This is a genomic window from Pseudomonas flexibilis (assembly GCF_000802425.1).
Taxonomy (GTDB): Bacteria; Pseudomonadota; Gammaproteobacteria; order Pseudomonadales; family Pseudomonadaceae; genus Serpens; species Serpens flexibilis.
Genome location: NZ_JRUD01000020.1, coordinates 91045 through 108994 on the forward strand (window position 1 = coordinate 91045; position 17950 = coordinate 108994).

At 64.5% G+C, this 17950-nt stretch carries 15 protein-coding genes; 9 read left to right on the forward strand and 6 right to left on the reverse strand.

Features of this window, described 5'->3' with window-relative positions; genetic code table 11:
• Positions 1-48: 48 nt before the first annotated feature.
• Positions 49-1437, forward strand: a complete 1389-nt coding sequence (locus SF06_RS13475) for an undecaprenyl-phosphate glucose phosphotransferase (protein ID WP_234702653.1) — start codon at positions 49-51, stop codon at positions 1435-1437.
• Positions 1438-1555: 118 nt separating this feature from the next.
• Here the strand turns inward: SF06_RS13475 and SF06_RS13480 are convergent, their stop codons facing one another.
• The 4 genes from SF06_RS13480 to mutS all read right to left on the reverse strand — a co-directional run bounded on the left by SF06_RS13480 (position 1556) and on the right by mutS (position 5893).
• Positions 1556-1957 carry an META domain-containing protein gene (locus SF06_RS13480; protein ID WP_039562040.1) on the reverse strand — a complete coding sequence of 134 codons (402 nt, stop codon included), beginning with the start codon at positions 1955-1957 and terminating at the stop codon, positions 1556-1558.
• 155 nt (positions 1958-2112) lie between these two features.
• Positions 2113-2538, reverse strand: a complete 426-nt coding sequence (locus SF06_RS13485) for a hypothetical protein (protein WP_039562042.1) — start codon at positions 2536-2538, stop codon at positions 2113-2115.
• Between the two features lie 310 nt (positions 2539-2848).
• Positions 2849-3172: a ferredoxin FdxA gene (gene fdxA / locus SF06_RS13490; protein WP_027589295.1), complete on the reverse strand. Its 324-nt coding sequence runs from the start codon at positions 3170-3172 to the stop codon at positions 2849-2851.
• Positions 3173-3313: 141 nt separating this feature from the next.
• The gene (mutS, locus tag SF06_RS13495) at positions 3314-5893 is read right to left on the reverse strand and encodes a DNA mismatch repair protein MutS (protein WP_175610509.1); all 2580 of its coding nucleotides are present in this window, start codon (positions 5891-5893) and stop codon (positions 3314-3316) included.
• Positions 5894-6186: 293 nt separating this feature from the next.
• Here mutS and SF06_RS13500 point away from each other — a divergent pair, with 293 nt between their 5' ends.
• The 3 genes from SF06_RS13500 to recX all read left to right on the forward strand — a co-directional run bounded on the left by SF06_RS13500 (position 6187) and on the right by recX (position 8288).
• Positions 6187-6687 carry a CinA family protein gene (locus SF06_RS13500; RefSeq protein ID WP_039562045.1) on the forward strand — a complete coding sequence of 167 codons (501 nt, stop codon included), beginning with the start codon at positions 6187-6189 and terminating at the stop codon, positions 6685-6687.
• 90 nt (positions 6688-6777) lie between these two features.
• Positions 6778-7827, forward strand: a complete 1050-nt coding sequence (recA, locus tag SF06_RS13505; protein WP_027589298.1) for a recombinase RecA — start codon at positions 6778-6780, stop codon at positions 7825-7827.
• Between the two features lie 11 nt (positions 7828-7838).
• Entirely contained in the window at positions 7839-8288 is a 450-nt protein-coding gene (recX, locus tag SF06_RS13510; protein WP_027589299.1) for a recombination regulator RecX, read from the forward strand.
• Between the two features lie 172 nt (positions 8289-8460).
• On the opposite strand, the gene SF06_RS13515 is transcribed toward recX, so the two are convergent.
• The gene (locus tag SF06_RS13515; RefSeq protein ID WP_039562047.1) at positions 8461-10380 is read right to left on the reverse strand and encodes a transglycosylase SLT domain-containing protein; all 1920 of its coding nucleotides are present in this window, start codon (positions 10378-10380) and stop codon (positions 8461-8463) included.
• A 219-nt stretch (positions 10381-10599) separates the two neighbouring features.
• Between SF06_RS13515 and SF06_RS13520 the strand changes: the two genes are divergently transcribed.
• Positions 10600-12498: an ATP-binding cassette domain-containing protein gene (locus SF06_RS13520; protein WP_039562104.1), complete on the forward strand. Its 1899-nt coding sequence runs from the start codon at positions 10600-10602 to the stop codon at positions 12496-12498.
• Positions 12499-12511: 13 nt separating this feature from the next.
• Positions 12512-13195, forward strand: coding sequence for a DUF6901 family protein (locus SF06_RS13525; RefSeq protein ID WP_027589302.1), 684 nt, complete (start codon positions 12512-12514; stop codon positions 13193-13195).
• A gap of 95 nt (positions 13196-13290) precedes the next feature.
• Here SF06_RS13525 and SF06_RS13530 read toward each other — a convergent pair whose 3' ends face one another.
• The gene (locus SF06_RS13530; RefSeq protein WP_027589303.1) at positions 13291-13734 is read right to left on the reverse strand and encodes a universal stress protein; all 444 of its coding nucleotides are present in this window, start codon (positions 13732-13734) and stop codon (positions 13291-13293) included.
• Positions 13735-14107: 373 nt separating this feature from the next.
• On the opposite strand from SF06_RS13530, the gene fadB reads away from it, so the two are divergent.
• From fadB to SF06_RS13545, 3 genes are all read left to right on the forward strand, one after another.
• On the forward strand, positions 14108-16255 hold the full coding sequence (fadB, locus tag SF06_RS13535) for a fatty acid oxidation complex subunit alpha FadB (RefSeq protein ID WP_039562049.1): 2148 nt from the start codon (positions 14108-14110) through the stop codon (positions 16253-16255).
• Positions 16256-16285: 30 nt separating this feature from the next.
• Entirely contained in the window at positions 16286-17461 is a 1176-nt protein-coding gene (fadA, locus tag SF06_RS13540) for an acetyl-CoA C-acyltransferase FadA (RefSeq protein ID WP_027589305.1), read from the forward strand.
• A gap of 140 nt (positions 17462-17601) precedes the next feature.
• Positions 17602-17853, forward strand: a complete 252-nt coding sequence (locus SF06_RS13545) for a DUF1653 domain-containing protein (protein ID WP_027589306.1) — start codon at positions 17602-17604, stop codon at positions 17851-17853.
• Positions 17854-17950 lie beyond the last annotated feature (97 nt).

Sequence of the window (17950 nt, forward strand, 5' to 3'; positions counted from 1 at the left end):
CGATTTACCATCCGCAGCCAGCGTTTCGTTACCCACCTAAGGTTTTTCATGGACATGAGATCCACCCCGAGCTACCAGCCAACCTTTGCTGAGCGCTATCCAGTGCCTTTGATCGTTGCGCTGACGGAGCTCGGCTTGGTCGTACTGGCGAGCCTTCTGGCTCACTACTTGCGCTTCGGTTCATTCGACATGCCGGGGCGCTACAACACCGCGACCCTCGTTGCCGGCATCATAGTGGTCGCCTGCCTGATGTTTACCGGCGTATACGGCTCCCATCGAGGCAAACCCTTCTTTTCTCAGCTTGTACGCTTTTTGACAGGATGGCTGGTCGCCGCCGGCATCTTGTTGGCCCTGACTTTCTTCATGAAAACGTCAAACAACTACTCTCGTGTCTGGTTCGCCTATCTGTTGGCGCTGGGCATGGGTCTGACGTTTGTGATGCGCCTGGCGATGTATGTATTCCTGCGCCAGGTGCGTGCCGGTGGGCGCAACCTGAAAACGGTTCTGCTGGTGGATTCTGGCGGCGGTACGTTTAAGTCGGACCAGGAATCGGCGCTACGGCTACAGGGTTTCAAGGTGGTCCGCCGCTTGCCCTTTCAAGAGGACTCAGGCTGGCTAGAGAAGCTGGTTGAGGCTGTTCAGGATGAGCGAGTTCATGAGGTGTGGCTCTCGCTACGCATTGAGCAGGGCAAGGCCTTACCGGACATCATGTACGCCCTGCGCCACAGCACCGTTGGGGTGCGCATGTTTCCGGACTGGGGCGACTTGCCGCTGTTGAACCATAAGGTTTCTCACATCGCGGGCTTGTACTCGCTGGACCTCAGCTGTACTCCAATGGATGGTCCGGCGCGCTTCATCAAGCGTACCGAGGACATCCTTATTGGCGGGCTGATCAGTTTGTTGATTTTGCCGGTATGCGTGGGGATTGCTATCGCAGTCAAGGCCACGTCGCCTGGTCCGGTAGTGTTCAAGCAGTACCGCACCGGTATCAACGGCAAGAAATTCAAGGTCTATAAGTTCCGCTCGATGGTGGTGCACCAGGAGAACGGTAACGGCGTCACCCAGGCTAAGAAAAACGATGCTCGGATCACGCCGATAGGCGCCTTCCTGCGCCGCACCAGCCTTGATGAACTGCCACAGTTCTTCAATGTGCTACAAGGCCGCATGTCGCTGGTAGGCCCGCGTCCGCACGCGTTGGCCCACAACGAGTATTACAAGGATATGGTTGAGTCCTACATGCAGCGCCACAAGGTGAAGCCGGGCATTACCGGCTGGGCGCAGGTGAATGGCTACCGAGGCGAGACGGACACCCTGGACAAGATGCAGAAGCGGGTGGAGTACGACTTGTGGTACATCGACAACTGGTCGTTGTGGCTGGACCTGAAGATCATTTTCCTGACGGTTTTCAAGGGCTTCATCAACAAGAACGCCTATTAGGGCGCGTGTTCGTTGTGTGTGGGCGGACTTGTCCGCGAGCTTTTGGGCAGTGCTCACCCAAAAGCTCGCGAATGCATTCGCTCCCACATGCGAAGTTTGAGCCTTGCGGTTGGCCTGGCTATTCGGCAAGCATCCGCAGCGCCTGGCCCTCCGCGTACCACAGGCGCAGCTCGCCGTTTTCCCCCACCTCCCAGCGCTTCACCTGGCCCAGTGCCTGGAGGAAGCGATCTTCCTGTTCCATCAGGGCCGGCGCGCACGCCATGCGCGTGGCGCCGGCGTGGTCGAAGCTCAGGTTCTGTCCATTGGTCTGGTAGCTGGCGAACCAGCGGTTGCAGCCGGCGTGGCCGTAGGCGCGGCCGTCGGCGCCGAGGGTCACAGTGAGGTGGCTGCTGTCGATCAGCGGGCGTTCGCCGATCCATTCCACCTTATAGGGGGTGTCCAGCGGCAGGTGGGGTGGCGTCATGCCGGCACAACCGGTGAGGAGTAGGGCGGCGGCGAGAGAGGGGGCGAGCTTGCTCATGGGGGCCTCGTTGGATTGCGGATTACCGGGGATTTTAATGCGTAGGGCGGACAACGTTGTTTTTGTCCGCCGGCCCGGGTTTCGGCGCGGCCCCAGCGGCGGACAGGAAAAGCGTTGTCCGCCCTACGGGGTATTCCGCAACGGGTGCGTTGGGCTTACCGGCAGGCGGGGCACAGATGGCCTTGGACTGCCTTGCTCCAGCCTAGTTCGGCGATGCGCGCTTCGGCGGCGGGCTGTTGGGCGGCCTTGCCGAGGCTGGCGTCGACGGCGAATTCAAAATCCAGCTGGGCGCCGCAGGTGTCGCAGTTCACTTTCCAGTTGTGGATGGCCAGCTCGCGGAACACGGGTCCGCTGGCGGTCGCCAGCCACTGGCCGGGCGGGTTGATCAGATGGCGGACCTTGTCGACGCTCAGGCGCATGGCCAGTTCGCGGCTGCCCTTGAGGGTGACCAGCAGCGTATCGCCCGTCTGGATCGAGCCGCCGTTGCCGGTGACCTGGTAACGGCCGGGCGCCAGGGCGCGGCATTCGGTGAGGGTATGGGCGGGGTTGAGCAGGTTGTAGCGGAAGTCGTGTTCGGCCATGGCGGGTAATCTCGAATGGGGCGGCAATGGTAGCAAACCCACGGTATGCACGTTCCCCGTAGGTGGGGCTTTAGCCGCGACCGGGCGGGTTGGCGCGCCAAAAGCGCGGTCGCGGCTGAAGCCGCTCCCGCAAATATGTAGGGTGGACAACGCTTTGCTTGTCCACCATCGTGCCAGGTACGGCGCGCCTTGCGGCGCGCATGGTGGATCGATGAAGCGCGATCCACCCTACGGTTCGAAGGGCCCGCGCAGGCTATCCACAAGTGACAAGGCCCGCTTTCGCGGGCCTTGTCGTTTTACCGGGAAGCGATCAGCGCTCCAGGTACTGCAGCTTGTCCTTCACGCCATCCCATTCCTCGGCGTCGGCCAGCGGTTCCTTGCGCTCGGTGATGTTCGGCCAGACTTCCGCCAGGTCGGCGTTGAGCTCGATGAACTCCTGCTGGTCCTCGGGCACCTCGTCTTCGGAGAAGATCGCCTGGGCCGGGCATTCGGGTTCGCACAGGGCGCAGTCGATGCACTCGTCCGGGTGAATGACCAGGAAGTTCGGGCCTTCGTAGAAGCAGTCCACCGGGCAGACTTCCACGCAGTCGGTGTATTTGCACTTGATGCAGTTGTCGGTGACGACGAAGGTCATGGCCTATCTCTCTCCTCAGGCGACGGCTGGGTCTGGTCTTTGCCAGGCTCCCGCTCGAAACAGGGACCGCCGCGGCTCAGGCAACCGGGCAAGCTCCGATATCAAAAACGCGCGGATTCTAACAGCTCCCGCGCGGGTCGGTTATATCCGACTCTTCCACGCATATAACAATTCGAGCGCCTGACGCGGGGTCAGATTATCCGGGTGGAGCCGCGCCAGCTCGTCGATCACGGGGTGTGGCAGGCTGGCAAACAGGTCGTTCTGCACGGGTGCGACGGATTGTCCCTGGGGCGCTTTCGGAGCCTCGTGGGGCAGGCTGGTGACTTCCAGGCGCGCCAGGTGCTCGCGGGCGCGCTGGATCACTGGTGACGGCACGCCGGCCAGTTGCGCCACGGCCAGGCCGTAGCTCTGGCTGGCCGGGCCGGGCAGTACGTGGTGCAGGAAGACGATGCGCTCGTTGTGTTCGGTGGCGTTCAGGTGCACGTTGGCCACCACCGGCTCGCTTTCCGGCAGCACGGTGAGTTCGAAGTAGTGGGTGGCGAACAGCGTCCAGGCGCGCAGCTTGGCCAAATGCTCGGCGGCCGCCCAGGCCAGCGACAGGCCGTCGAAGGTGCTGGTGCCGCGGCCCACTTCGTCCATCAGCACCAGGCTGCGGTCGGTGGCGTTGTGCAGGATGTTGGCGGTCTCGCTCATTTCCACCATGAAGGTGGAGCGCCCGCCGGCCAGATCGTCGCTGGAGCCGATGCGGGTGAAGATGCGGTCCACCAGCGACAATTCGCAGGCCTTGGCCGGCACGAAGCTGCCGACGTGGGCGAGCAGCACGATCAGCGCGGTCTGGCGCATGTAGGTGGACTTACCGCCCATGTTCGGGCCGGTGATGACCAGCATGCGCGTGGCGTCGTCGAGGGTCAGGTCGTTGGCCACGAAGGGCGTGCTCAGCACCTGCTCGACCACCGGGTGGCGGCCCTGCTCGATCTTCAGGCAGGGCTCCTCGACGAAGCGCGGACGGTTGAGATCGAGGGTCAGCGCGCGCTCGGCCAGGTTGCTCAGCACGTCCAGCTCGGCCAGCGCGGCGGCGGTTTCCTGCAGCGGCGCCAGTTCGCCGATGAGCCGCTCCAGCAGTTCGTCGTAGAGCAGTTTTTCCCGGGCCAGCGCGCGGCTCTTGGCCGACAGCGCCTTGTCCTCGAAGGCTTTCAGCTCCGGAGTGATGAAACGCTCGGCGCCCTTGAGGGTCTGGCGGCGCTGGTAGTCGGCCGGCGCCTGTTCTGCCTGCACGCGCGGCAGTTCGATGTAGTAGCCGTGGATGCGGTTGTAGCCGACCTTGAGGTTGGGCAGGCCGGTGCGCGCCTTCTCGCGGGCTTCCAGGTCCATCAGGTACTGGCCGGCGTTTTCCGACAGTGCTAGCAGTTCGTCCAGCTCGGCGTCGTAGCCGCGCGCCAGCACGCCGCCGTCGCGGATCACCGCCGGCGGGTTGTCGATGATGGCGCGGCGCAGCAGGTCGGCCAGCTCGGGGTAGGTGCGCACGTTGGTGGCCAGACTCTGCAGATGGGGCGCTTCCAGATCGCCCATGGCCTGTTGCAGGTCGGGCAGCGCGGCCAGCGCATCGCGCAGGCGCGCCAGGTCGCGGGGGCGGGCGTTGCGCAGGCCGATGCGGGCGAGGATGCGCTCGACGTCGCCGATGTCCTTGAGGCGCGGTTGCAGGCTTTCGAAGCGGTAGCCGTCCAGCAGGCAGGCGATCGCGTCTTGGCGGGCTTCCAGCACGGCACGGTCGCGCAGCGGGCGGTTCAGCCAGCGGCCGAGCAGGCGGCTGCCCATGGCGGTCTGGCTGCGGTCCAGCACCGATTGCAGAGTGTTGTCGCGACCGCCAGCGAGGTTGGTGTCGATTTCCAGGTTGCGCCGACTGGCGCCGTCCAGCACCACGGTGTCGGCCAGGCGCTCGTGGCGCAGGCTGCGCAGGTGCGGCAGGGCGGTGCGCTGGGTTTCCTTGGCATAGGCGAGCAGGCAACCGGCGGCGCCGATGGCCAGGGTCAGGCCTTCGCAGCCAAAGCCCTTGAGGTCCTGGGTGCCGAATTGCTGGCAGAGGCTCTTGAAGGCGGAGTCGCGCTCGAAATCCCAGGGCGCGCGACGGCGGCTGCCGCGTCGCTTCTCGGCGGGCAGGCCCTGGGGCCAGTCGTCGGGAATCAGCAGCTCGGCCGGGTCGAGGCGTTCCAGCTCGGCGAGCAGCGCTTCCCAGCCTTTGATCTCCTGCACGGTGAAGCGGCCGCTGGTGATATCCAGCACGGCCAGGCCGAACAGGCGCTCGTCGCCGAGCAGCGCGGCCAGCAGATTGTCGCGGCGCTCGTCGAGCAGTGCTTCGTCGCTCACCGTGCCGGGGGTGAGGATGCGCACTACCTGGCGTTCCACCGGGCCCTTGCTGGTCGCCGGATCGCCGATCTGCTCGCAGATCACCACCGACTCGCCGAGCTTGACCAGCTTGGCCAGGTAGCCCTCGGCAGAGTGAAAGGGAATCCCGGCCATGGGAATCGCCTGTCCGGCGGACTGGCCGCGCGCGGTCAGCGTGATGTCCAGCAGCTTGGCGGCCTTCTTCGCGTCCTCGTAGAACAGCTCGTAGAAATCGCCCATGCGATAGAACATCAGCTGCTCCGGGTACTGGCTCTTGAGCTTCCAGTACTGCTGCATCATGGGCGTGTGGGACGAGAGGTCGAGTGTGTCCTTGGGCATAAGAATCCGGGCGCTGGCTGGGGTGGTGCGAAACGCGGAAGGTTACCATCCGGCACCTGTTCCCGCACCCGGGCGCGCCCGCCGTTGGGGTTTGTGGCTACACCAATGTAGGGCGGACAACGTAGTTCTTGTCCGCCGATCCAAGCTCCGGCAGGTGCCGGTTTTATGTCAGTCTGCGGTGCTGAATTCCGCGCCCGGGTTGCGACCGCGCCACTTTCGGCCGGGATAAATCCGGCCCCACTTGTCACACTCCTGGTGTAGGGTTTCGCCCTTCCGGACATGGAGGACATCCGATGGACATACTCACCCCGCTGGCCCAGCGCCTGGGCGCCGCTTTGCTGGCGCAGCAGGCCCAGGCCACCACCGCCGAATCCTGCACGGGCGGGGGTATCGCCGAGGCCATTACCCGCATTCCCGGCAGCTCTGCCTGGTTCGAGTCGGGTTACGTCACCTATTCCAACACCCAGAAGATTGCCCAGTTGGGCGTGCCGGCGGAGCTGTTTGCCACCGTCGGCGCGGTCAGCCGCGAAGTGGTCGAGGCCATGGCGCGGGGTGCGCAGCAGCACAGCGGGGCGCGCTTCGCGGTGGCGGTCAGCGGCATCGCCGGACCGGACGGCGGCACGCCGGACAAGCCGGTCGGCACCGTCTGGCTGGCCTGGGCGGATGGCCCGCAGGTGCATGCGCATCGCTTCCAGTTCGCCGGCGATCGTGCCGAAGTGCGCCGTCAGTCGGTTGAGGCGGCCTTGAATGGTCTGATCCGGCTGGCCGTCGGAGAAAATCCGTTCGAGGGGTAGGCGAGTGCGGAAGCCTATGCTCTAATACTGGCTACTTATACAGTTGTTTGGTGGCCGTCGGGCCCTGTCGAATTTAGCGAGGACTTCTCAATGGACGATAACAAGAAGCGCGCCCTGGCGGCGGCCCTGGGCCAGATCGAAAAGCAGTTTGGCAAGGGCGCGGTGATGCGCATGGGCGACCATGACCGCCAGGCCATTCCGGCCATTTCCACCGGTTCCCTGGGCCTGGATATCGCCCTGGGCATCGGTGGCCTGCCCAAGGGCCGTATCGTCGAGATCTACGGTCCGGAGTCCTCCGGCAAGACCACCCTGACCCTGTCGGTGATCGCCGAAGCCCAGAAGCAGGGCGCCACCTGCGCCTTCGTCGACGCCGAGCACGCGCTGGACCCCGACTACGCCGCCAAGCTGGGCGTCAACGTCGACGACCTGCTGGTCTCCCAGCCGGACACCGGCGAACAGGCCCTGGAAATCACCGACATGCTGGTGCGCTCCAACGCCGTGGACGTGATCATCGTCGACTCCGTGGCCGCGCTGGTGCCCAAGGCGGAAATCGAAGGCGAGATGGGTGACTCCCACGTCGGCCTGCAGGCCCGCCTGATGTCCCAGGCGCTGCGCAAGATCACCGGCAACATCAAGAATGCCAACTGCCTGGTGATCTTCATCAACCAGATCCGCATGAAGATCGGCGTGATGTTCGGCAACCCGGAAACCACCACCGGCGGTAACGCCCTGAAGTTCTACGCCTCGGTGCGCCTGGACATCCGCCGCATCGGCGCGGTGAAGGAAGGCGACGAGGTGGTCGGCAGTGAAACCCGCGTCAAGGTAGTAAAGAACAAGGTGGCACCGCCGTTCCGCCAGGCCGAGTTCCAGATCCTCTACGGCAAGGGCATCTACCGCAACGGCGAGATCATCGACCTGGGCGTGCAACTGGGCCTGCTGGAGAAGTCCGGCGCCTGGTACAGCTACCAGGGCAGCAAGATCGGTCAGGGCAAGGCCAACGCCGCCAAGTACCTGGACGACAACCAGGAGGTGCGCAGCACCCTGGACAAGGCTATCCGCGAGAAGCTGCTGGTCAGCCCCGGCAACCTGAAGGCCAGCGCCGACAGCGAGGAAGACGTGGCCGAGCTGGACGATCTCTGATCGGTTGAGCCATGCCTGTCGTGCTGGATACGCCCGTCGCCGTGCGACGGGCCGCCATGGACCTGCTCGCGCAACGCGAGCACGGTCGCGTCGAGCTGGCGCGCAAGCTGCGCCGGCGCGGCGCCCCGCCTGAATTGATTGACAGCGCCCTCGACCGCCTGGCCGAAGAAGGGCTGCTCGACGAATCCCGTTACCTGGACAGCTTCATCGCGAGCCGCGCCCGCGCCGGTTACGGCCCCTTGCGCATTCGCGAGGAACTGGCCCAGCGCGGTTTGCCGCGCGAGGCGATTGAGCTAGCGCTCGGCGAATGCGGGGTGGACTGGGCCGAGCAGTTGAACGAGCTCTGGCAGCGGCGCTTTGGCGTGCGCCCGCAGGATCAGAAGGAACGCGCCCGCCAGGGACGGTTCCTGGCCTACCGGGGGTTTTCGATGGAGCAGATTTCGCGGCTGTTGCGCGGTTGAAACCGCGGCGCGCCTTGCGGCGCGTTGGTGGATCGATGGAGCGCGATCCACCCTACGCGTAGGGTGGACAACGTTGTTCTTGTCCACCATTGGAGCGCCACTGCGCATATAAAGCTAGCGGACAAGTCCGCTCCCACGGAGAGCTGATCCGGTGGGTGCAGACCTGTCCTGCCTATGGCTTCACCACCCGCTCGTGTCCTTCCACCAAAGGCTGCGGCGTGCCTAGCTTGTCCCCATAGATCACCGCGTAGGTCAGCACGTTCTGCACGTATTGGCGGGTTTCGTCGAAGGGCAGGCTTTCCACCCAGACGTCGAATTCCAGCTCCCGGGACTCGTTCAGCCACTGGCGCACCCGCTGCGGCCCGGCGTTGTAGGCCGCGGTGGCGAGAATGCGGTTGTGGCCGAACTGGCGGTGCACCTGACTGAGGTAGGCGGTACCCAGCTGGATGTTGAGGTCGGGATCGAGGATCTGCCGGGGGGACTGGAGGCGGATGCCGAAGCGCCGCGCCGTTTCCCGGGCGGTGGCCGGCATCACTTGCATCAGGCCGGTGGCGCCGGCATGGGAGCGGGCATCATCCATGAACCCGCTTTCCTGACGCGTGATTGCATAGACCCAGCTGGACTCCAGGCCTCGCTGCTGGGCCGTGCGCACCAGGGTGTTGCGGTGGGCCATCGGAAAGCGGATGTCCAGGTCGTCCCAGTGTTGCGCCAGGCTGATGGTGCGGATGGCCGGGAAGTGCCAGTCCATGTCATGGGCCAGTTTGGCCTGGGCGATCAGCTCGTCGCGGCTGAACAGGCGGCTGACGTGGTACCACTCGCGGCGCGCGTCGACGATCTGGCCGCGCTGGTAGAGTTCCAGGGCGCGTCGAATGCCGGCGCTGTTGCGCACCTGCTGCAGGACCTGTGGATCGATCTGCAGGGGCCGGTGCCCGATGCGGGGGGGCTGGCCGATGCGGTCGGCGGCCAGGAAACCGTAGAAATCCCGTTCGGTCGCCACCGGCCGGTACAGTTGCAGCGCTTCGGGCGTGTCGCCCTGGGACAGCTGCAGGCTGCGCGCGCGCCAGTAGCGCCAGCGGTTGCTTTGCGCCAGTTCGCCGTCGAGGCGGTTGGTGAGCTGGTGGGCTTCTTCCCAGCGTTCCAGGCGCAGCAGCAGGCGCACGCGCCATTCGGCGAGCGTTGCATCGCGCAGCTCCGGATCGTAGTCGGCCATCAGGCGCAGGGCGCGGCTATCGAAGCGTTTCGCCAGGCGTAGCCCCAGATCGCGGGCGATGGCCAGCTTCTCCTCGGTGGGGAAGGTGAGGTGAGGCGCGTACTGGTCGAGCAGTTCCAGAGCGCGCTCGGGGTCGCGACGCGCCAGGCGGCGCAGACCGAGGCCGACGATCTCCGCCATGCGCGCATCGTCGCGCAGGAAGCGCTGGCTCTGGCTCAGGCGCTCCGGTGTGCGGGCCACCTCGAGCAGCAGCTGGCCGTCGGCACGCAGTGTGGTGAGATTGCTGGCCAGATGGGTCGCCAGGCCGAGGTTGCCGGCCAGGGTGGCGAGGCGCAGGCGCTGCCAGCGAAGATCTTCGGTTAGCCCGCCCTGATTGCTCCACAGCCGGAACAGGCCATCGCACTCGTCCGGCTGGGATGTGCCTACCAGCCACAGGCGTTCCGCCTGGGCCTGGCCGGTTTCCCGCTGGCCGCTTTCCAGCAGGTAGCGACCGTACAGGCAATCCAGTTCGGTGAGCTCCAGGCGCGGGTCGTAATGGTCGAGGAACGGCTGCCAGTCGCGCCGCTGGGCCAGAAGGCGCAGCCAGCGCAGCTTCAGGCGGGATGCCTGGGGCAGGTCGCCATGTTCGGTGAAGAATTTGTCCAGCTCGCGGTTGCTGGCGCTGCCCAGGCGGCGGTTGATTGCCTCGTAGGCGAGGTAGGGTTCCAGGGGATAGCTGCGCAGCGCGGCCGCATGCCGGCGATACGGGCCTTCGTCGCCTTTCTTCAGGGCCGCGTAAGCCTCGTCGTACCAGCGGCGCTGCTGGTCGAGGCTGGCAGCCTGGCTGGTCAGGGCCAACAGGGTGGCTGCAAGGCTGGCAATCAGGAGAAAAGATCGGCGCATGGTACTTCCAGAATCGCGAAGGCGGAGCTTATCCGAACTGGAGTATGGATGATTGACGCCGGTCGGCAGGGGAAGTGCTTCCGACAGGCTGTGTGTCTCACATTCCCCAGGGCAGCCCGTGGGAGCCAATTCATTCGCGAGCTCTTCTGGCATGCCTGCATGGATGAGTCCGCCGGGCGGGCTCCTGTTAGAATGCCGGCCCAGTTTTCGGAGGCGCCCATGACCCTGCTCAAATTCACCGATGTTTCCCTCGCCTACGGCGCCATGCCGCTGCTGGACGGTGTGTCCTGGCAGATCGCCAAAGGGGAGCGGGTATGCGTCATCGGCCGCAACGGTACGGGGAAATCCAGCCTTCTGCAGCTGGCCAAGGGTGCCCAGGCGCCGGATGACGGTGAAATCTGGCGGGCGCCGGGGCTGAAGATCGGCGAGCTGCCCCAGGAATTGCCGCGCGCCGACGAACGCAGCGTGTTCGACGTGGTGGCGGAGGGCCTGGCCGGCGTCGGCGAGCTGCTGGCGCGCTATCACCACCTGAGCCAGCACATCCAGGGCGATGCCGATCTGACCGAACTGATGCACGTGCAGCAGGAATTGGAGGCCAAGGATGGCTGGCGTCTGCAGCAACTGGTGGACAGTACCCTGAGCCGTCTCAATCTGCCGGCCGACAAGACCCTGGCCGAGCTCTCCGGTGGCTGGCGCCGCCGCGTGCTGCTGGCCCAGGCGCTGGTGGCCGAGCCGGATCTGCTGCTGCTCGACGAGCCGACCAACCACCTGGACATCGGTGCCATTGCCTGGCTGGAAGAAGCGTTGCTGGGCTTCAATGGCGCTGTCCTGTTCATCACCCACGACCGGGCCTTCCTGCAAAGCCTGGCGACGCGCATCCTCGAACTGGATCGTGGCCACCTGATCGACTGGAACGGCGACTATGCCAGCTTCCTGGTGCACAAGGAGCAACAGCTGGCCGCCGAGGAAAGCGCCAACGCGCTGTTCGACAAGCGCCTGGCCCAGGAGGAGGTGTGGATCCGCCAGGGCATCAAGGCCCGGCGCACCCGCAACGAGGGCCGCGTGCGCGCGCTGAAGGCCATGCGTGCCGAGCGTGCCGAGCGCCGCGAGCGCCAGGGCAAGGCCAGCCTGCAGCTGGAGACGGCGGAGAAGTCCGGCAAGCAGGTGATCGTCGCCGAGCATGTCAGCTTCGCCCATCCTGGCGGCAATCCGCTGGTCAAGGATTTCTCCCTGGTGCTGCAGCGCGGCGACCGCATCGGCCTGCTTGGCGCCAACGGCACGGGCAAGACCACGCTGCTCAAGCTACTGCTCGGCGAGCTGCAGCCGCAGTCCGGCACCATCGAGACCGGCACCAAGCTGGAAGTCGCCTACTTCGATCAGCTGCGCCTGCAGCTGGATCCGGAAAAGACTGTCATCGACAACCTGGCCGAGGGCCGCGACTTCATCACCATCGATGGGCAGAGCCGCCATGTGCTGAGCTACCTGGGCGACTTCCTGTTCAGCCCGCAGCGCGCGCGCACGCCGGTCAAGGCGCTGTCCGGCGGCGAGCGTGCCCGCTTGCTGCTGGCGAAGTTGTTCAGCAAGCCCGCCAACCTGCTGGTGCTCGACGAACCCACCAACGACCTGGACGTGGAAACCCTGGAACTGCTCGAGGAAGTGCTGCTCGGCTTCCAGGGCACCGTGCTGATGGTCAGCCACGACCGGGCGTTCCTCGACAACGTGGTGACCAGCACCCTGGTGTTCGAGGGTGACGGCCGGGTGCGCGAGTACGTCGGCGGCTACCAGGACTGGTTGCGCCAGGGCGGCTCGCCGCGCCTGCTCGGCGTCGAGGAAAAGGGCAAGGCGCCGAAGGCTGAAGAGCCGGCGCCTGCGCCAGTTGCGGCACCGGTCGCGGCACCGCGACGCAAGCTCAGTTACAAAGAGCAGCGCGAGCTGGAGGCGCTGCCCGGACAGATCGAAGCGCTGGAAGAGGAGCAGGCGGCCCTGCAGCGGGAAACCGCTTCGCCGTCCTTCTATCAGCGACCGGCCGAGGAAACCCGTGCGGCCCTGGCTCGCCTGGAAAGCCTGCAGCACGAGCTGGATGTCCTGCTCGAGAGGTGGGCCGAATTGGACGACTGACCAGGAGCCTTGAATGGCGATCGAGTACCGGATAACCCTCGACGACGAACACACGTTCAGCTACCAGATCGAACTCGATCGCGACCCGCGACCCGCGGCGGACAAATTGCCCGCCTGGACGCGGCTGGACTACCAGCAATGCGGCAACTGTCCGCTGAGCAAGGCCGAGCACGTGCATTGTCCGGCGGCGGTCGATCTGCACCGAGTCATTGAGGATTTCCAGGGATTGCCGGCCGTGACCCGGGCCTTCGTTTGGGTGCGCACCCCGGAGCGCGAATACAGCAAGCAGGTGGGGCTGGAAGAAGGTCTGCGCTCGCTGCTTGGCGTGATCATGGCGACCAGCGCCTGCCCGGTGCTGGCGCGCCTGCGACCCATGGCCCAGCAGCACCTGCCGTTCGCCAGCAACCGCGAATTCATCCTGCGCGCCGTGGCCCTGTACCTGGCGCGCCAGTACTTCAACAGCCGTGAAGGTCGCCGCCCCGACTGGGAGCTGCGCGGCCTGGTGAAGGCGTTCCAGCAGCTGCAACTGGTCAATCAGGCCTTCTGGCAACGGATTCACGCCACTTGTGAGGGCGACTCCAACCTCAAGGCATTCCTGACCTTCTTCTCCATGGCCAACAGCATGACGGTGTCGCTGGAAACCCAGCTGCACAAGATCCGGCCGCTGGTGATGAGTGCCGGGGAGGGCGGGGAGTAAAGCGCGGACCTGTAGGAGCGACTTCAGTCGCGAGCTTTTGGGTGCGACTGCACCCAGGCATCGTGGCTAAAGCCGCCCCCACACAAGGCCTTCCCCTATTCCTCTTTCTTCAGGCGCACCGCCAGCACATCGCACGGCGCGCCGTGCAGCAGGTCGTTGGCGGTGGAGCCGAGCAGCAGGGCCAGGCCGTGGCGGCCGTGGCTGCCGACCACGATCAGGTCGCAGCCCTGCTCGATGGCCAGGCGGTGAATTTCCTGGCGCGGCTGGCCGTACGCGAGGTGGCGCTGGTCCGCCGGCAGCATGTCGCCGTAGCGTCCGGTGAAGGTATCCAGGCGTTCGCGCGCCTGGTCGAACTGCTGCTGCTGCAGCATCGACAGGTCCATTGGTACGTCTCCGCCGAAGGCCATGGCCATGGGCTCGACGATGTGCACGATCGACAGCCGGGCATTGTGGCTGCGTGCCAGGGTGGCGGCGCGTTCCACCACCGGATGGCATTCCTCTGCCAAGTCGATGGCGACCAGTATGTGCTGGTACTGCATGATCATTTCCTCCTGGAATGCCGGGTCATTCACCATTGCGGCAAGTATGGCTCCGGCCGGGGTTTCATGATGATTTCTCGAACGGGTTGCTAACGTTCACCACAAAGCGGGCTGAATGCTAGCAGAATGCGATTGGCCGGTGCGGTATGCGGGAATGCGCAGAGCGCCAATTGACAAGCCGGGCCTTTTGCAGGAAGGTTGGCACACCCGAATCAAACGATCGTATGAATTGAGCGTTTGCCTTGCACTGCTCTATTACGCACGACTCCATGCATCGACGGGTGTGCCGGTAAACACGCCGCGACAGGCACTGACCTGTGGTATCCGGCGATCGATGTATAACAGTTCAGCTTCCATACCTGGAGATCAGTTGATGATTTACGAAGGTAAAGCCATCACGGTTAAGGCTCTTGAGGGCGGCATCGTCGAATTGAATTTCGACCTCAAGGGTGAGTCCGTCAACAAGTTCAACCGCCTCACCCTGAACGAGCTCCGTCAGGCCGTCGATAGCATCAAGGCCGACGCCTCCGTCAAGGGCGTGATCGTGACCAGCGGCAAGGACGTGTTCATCGTCGGCGCCGACATCACCGAGTTCGTCGACAACTTCAAGCTGCCCGAGGCTGAACTGGTCGCCGGCAACCTCGAAGCCAACAAGATCTTCAACGATTTCGAAGACCTGGCTGTTCCCACCGTGGTTGCCATCAATGGCATCGCCCTGGGCGGCGGCCTGGAAATGTGCCTGGCCGCGGATTACCGCGTAATGGCCGAAAGCGCCAAGATCGGTCTGCCGGAAGTGAAGCTGGGCATCTACCCGGGCTTCGGCGGCACCGTGCGTCTGCCGCGTCTGATCGGTACCGACAACGCCATCGAGTGGATTGCCGGCGGCGCCGAGAACAAGGCCGATGCCGCCCTCAAGGTGCGCGCCGTCGATGCCGTGGTTGCCGACGACAAGCTGCGTGATGCCGCCCTGGATCTGGTCAAGCGCGCCATCGCTGGCGAGCTGGACTACAAGGCCAAGCGCCAGCCCAAGCTGGAAAAGCTCAAGCTCAACGCCATCGAGCAGATGATGAGCTTCGAGACCGCCAAGGGCTTCGTGGCCGGCAAGGCGGGCCCGAACTATCCGGCTCCGGTGGAAGCCATCAAGACCATCCAGAAGGCGGCCAACATGGGCCGCGACAAGGCGCTGGAAGTCGAAGCTGCCGGTTTTGCCAAGCTGGCCAAGACCTCGGTCGCCGAAAGCCTGATCGGTCTGTTCCTCAACGACCAGGAACTGAAGAAGAAAGCCAAGGGCTACGACAAGCAGGCCCGCGACGTACAGCTGGCCGCCGTGCTCGGCGCCGGCATCATGGGGGGCGGCATCGCCTACCAGTCGGCCGTCAAGGGCACCCCGATCCTGATGAAGGATATCCGCGAAGAGGGTATCCAGATGGGTCTGAACGAGGCCTCCAAGCTTCTCGGCAACCGCGTCGAGAAGGGTCGCCTGACCGCTGCCAAGATGGCCGAGGCGCTGAACGCCATCCGTCCGACCATGTCCTACGGCGACTTCAAGAACGTCGACATCGTGGTCGAAGCCGTGGTCGAGAACCCGAAGGTCAAGCAGATCGTGCTGGCCGAAGTGGAAGACCAGGTGAAGGAAGATGCCGTGCTGGCCTCCAACACCTCGACCATCTCCATCAACCTGCTGGCCAAGGCGCTCAAGCGCCCGGAAAACTTCGTCGGCATGCACTTCTTCAACCCGGTGCACATGATGCCGCTGGTGGAAGTGATCCGTGGCGAGAAGTCCAGCGAGACCGCCATCGCCACCACCGTGGCCTATGCCAAGAAGATGGGCAAGAACCCGATCGTGGTCAACGACTGCCCCGGCTTCCTGGTCAACCGCGTGCTGTTCCCCTACTTCGGCGGCTTCGCCAAGCTGGTCAGCGCCGGTGTGGACTTCGTGCGCATCGACAAGATCATGGAGAAGTTCGGCTGGCCCATGGGCCCGGCCTACCTGATGGACGTGGTCGGCATCGACACCGCCCACCATGCCCGTGACGTGATGGCCGAGGGCTTCCCGGATCGCATGAAGGAAGAGCGCAAGACCGCCGTCGACGCGCTGTACGAGGCCAACCGCCTGGGCCAGAAGAACGGCAAGGGCTTCTACGCCTACGAGACCGACAAGCGCGGCAAGCCGAAGAAGGTGGTCGATGCCTCCGTCCAGGAAGTGCTGGCCCCGATCGTCTACGAGCAGCGCGAAGTCACCGACGAGGACATCATCAACTTCATGATGATCCCGCTGTGCCTGGAAACCGTCCGTTGCCTGGAAGACGGCATCGTCGAAACCGCCGCCGAAGCTGACATGGGCTTGATCTACGGCATCGGCTTCCCGCCCTTCCGCGGGGGTGCGCTGCGCTACATCGATTCCATCGGTGTGGCCGAGTTCGTGGCCCTGGCCGACAAGTACGCCGACCTGGGCGCGCTGTACACCCCGACCGCCAAGCTTCGTGAAATGGCCGCCAAGGGCCAGAAGTTCTTCGGTTAATGCGGACAGAACAGAGCGAGATATAGAGATATGAGTCTGAATCCGAGAGACGCCGTCATTGTCGACTTCGGCCGCACCCCGATGGGCCGTTCCAAGGGTGGCATGCACCGCAACACCCGCGCCGAGACCATGTCGGCGCACCTGATCAGCAAACTGCTGGAGCGCAACGACAAGATCAACCCGGCCGAGGTCGAGGACGTGATCTGGGGTTGCGTCAACCAGACCCTGGAGCAGGGCTGGAACATCGCCCGCATGGCGTCGCTGATGACCCAGATCCCGCACACCAGCGCCGGCCAGACCGTCAGCCGCCTGTGCGGTTCCTCCATGAGCGCCCTGCACACCGCCGTGCAGGCGATCCAGACCGGCAACGGCGACGTGTTCGTGGTCGGCGGGGTGGAGCACATGGGCCACGTCAGCATGATGCATGGCGTGGACCCGAACCCGCAGCTGTCCCTGTACGCCGCCAAGGCCTCGGGCATGATGGGCCTGACCGCCGAAATGCTGGGCAAGATGCACGGCATCAGCCGTGAGGCCCAGGACCAGTTCGGCGTGCGCTCTCACCAGCGCGCCTGGGCCGCCACCCAGGAAGGCAAGTTCAAGGACGAGATCATCCCGATGGAAGGTTACGACGAGAACGGCTTCCTGAAGGTGTTCGACTTCGACGAGACCATCCGTCCGGAAACCACCTACGAAGGCCTGGCTTCGCTGAAGCCGGCATTCAACCCGAAGGGTGGCACCGTGACCGCCGGTACCTCCTCGCAGATCACTGACGGCGCGTCCTGCATGATCGTGATGAGCGCCCAGCGCGCCAAGGACCTGGGCATCCAGCCGATGGCCGTGGTGCGCGCCATGGCGGTGGCCGGTGTCGACCCGGCGATCATGGGCTACGGCCCGGTGCCGTCCACCCAGAAAGCGCTCAAGCGCGCTGGTCTGAGCATGGACGACATCGATCACGTCGAGCTGAACGAAGCCTTCGCAGCCCAGGCCCTGCCGGTGCTGAAGGACCTCAAGCTGCTGGACAAGATGGACCAGAAGGTCAACCTGAATGGCGGCGCCATCGCACTGGGTCACCCGTTCGGTTGCTCCGGTGCCCGTATCTCCGGCACCCTGCTGAACGTGATGAAGCAGAACGGTGGCACCCTCGGCGTTGCGACCATGTGTATCGGTCTCGGCCAGGGCATCACCACGGTCTTCGAACGCGTCTAAGCGAACGGGATCGAAAAGACCGGGGCCTCGTGCCCCGGTTTTCTTTTTTGGTTTGTCGGTGCAAAAAGCGGGTGTGGTTTTCAGCGCGGCTGCCGATACCTGCTGACGCAAATGCATCCTATGTTATCGGAGTGGTATCGATGCGCATAACGACTGGCGTGTATCGCCACTACAAGGGGCATGAATATCGGGTATTCGGTGTGGCCCGCCATTCGGAGAACGAAGAGGAAATGGTGATTTACCAGGCGCTGTACGGCGAATACGGCCTGTGGATCCGGCCTCTGCGCATGTTCTGCGAAACGGTCGATCTGAATGGCGAGCGCCTGCCGCGCTTCGCGCTGGTGCGGGAAGAGCCGCCCTTGATCGGACTCAAGCCGGAGTTGGAGCCTTGACGCCGGCAGCTTGACCTTGGCGTGATCGCCACTATATATAGCGGTTCCGCGCAAGGCGGCCCCTTCCTTTATTTATTTGTCAGGAATTCTCCAACCC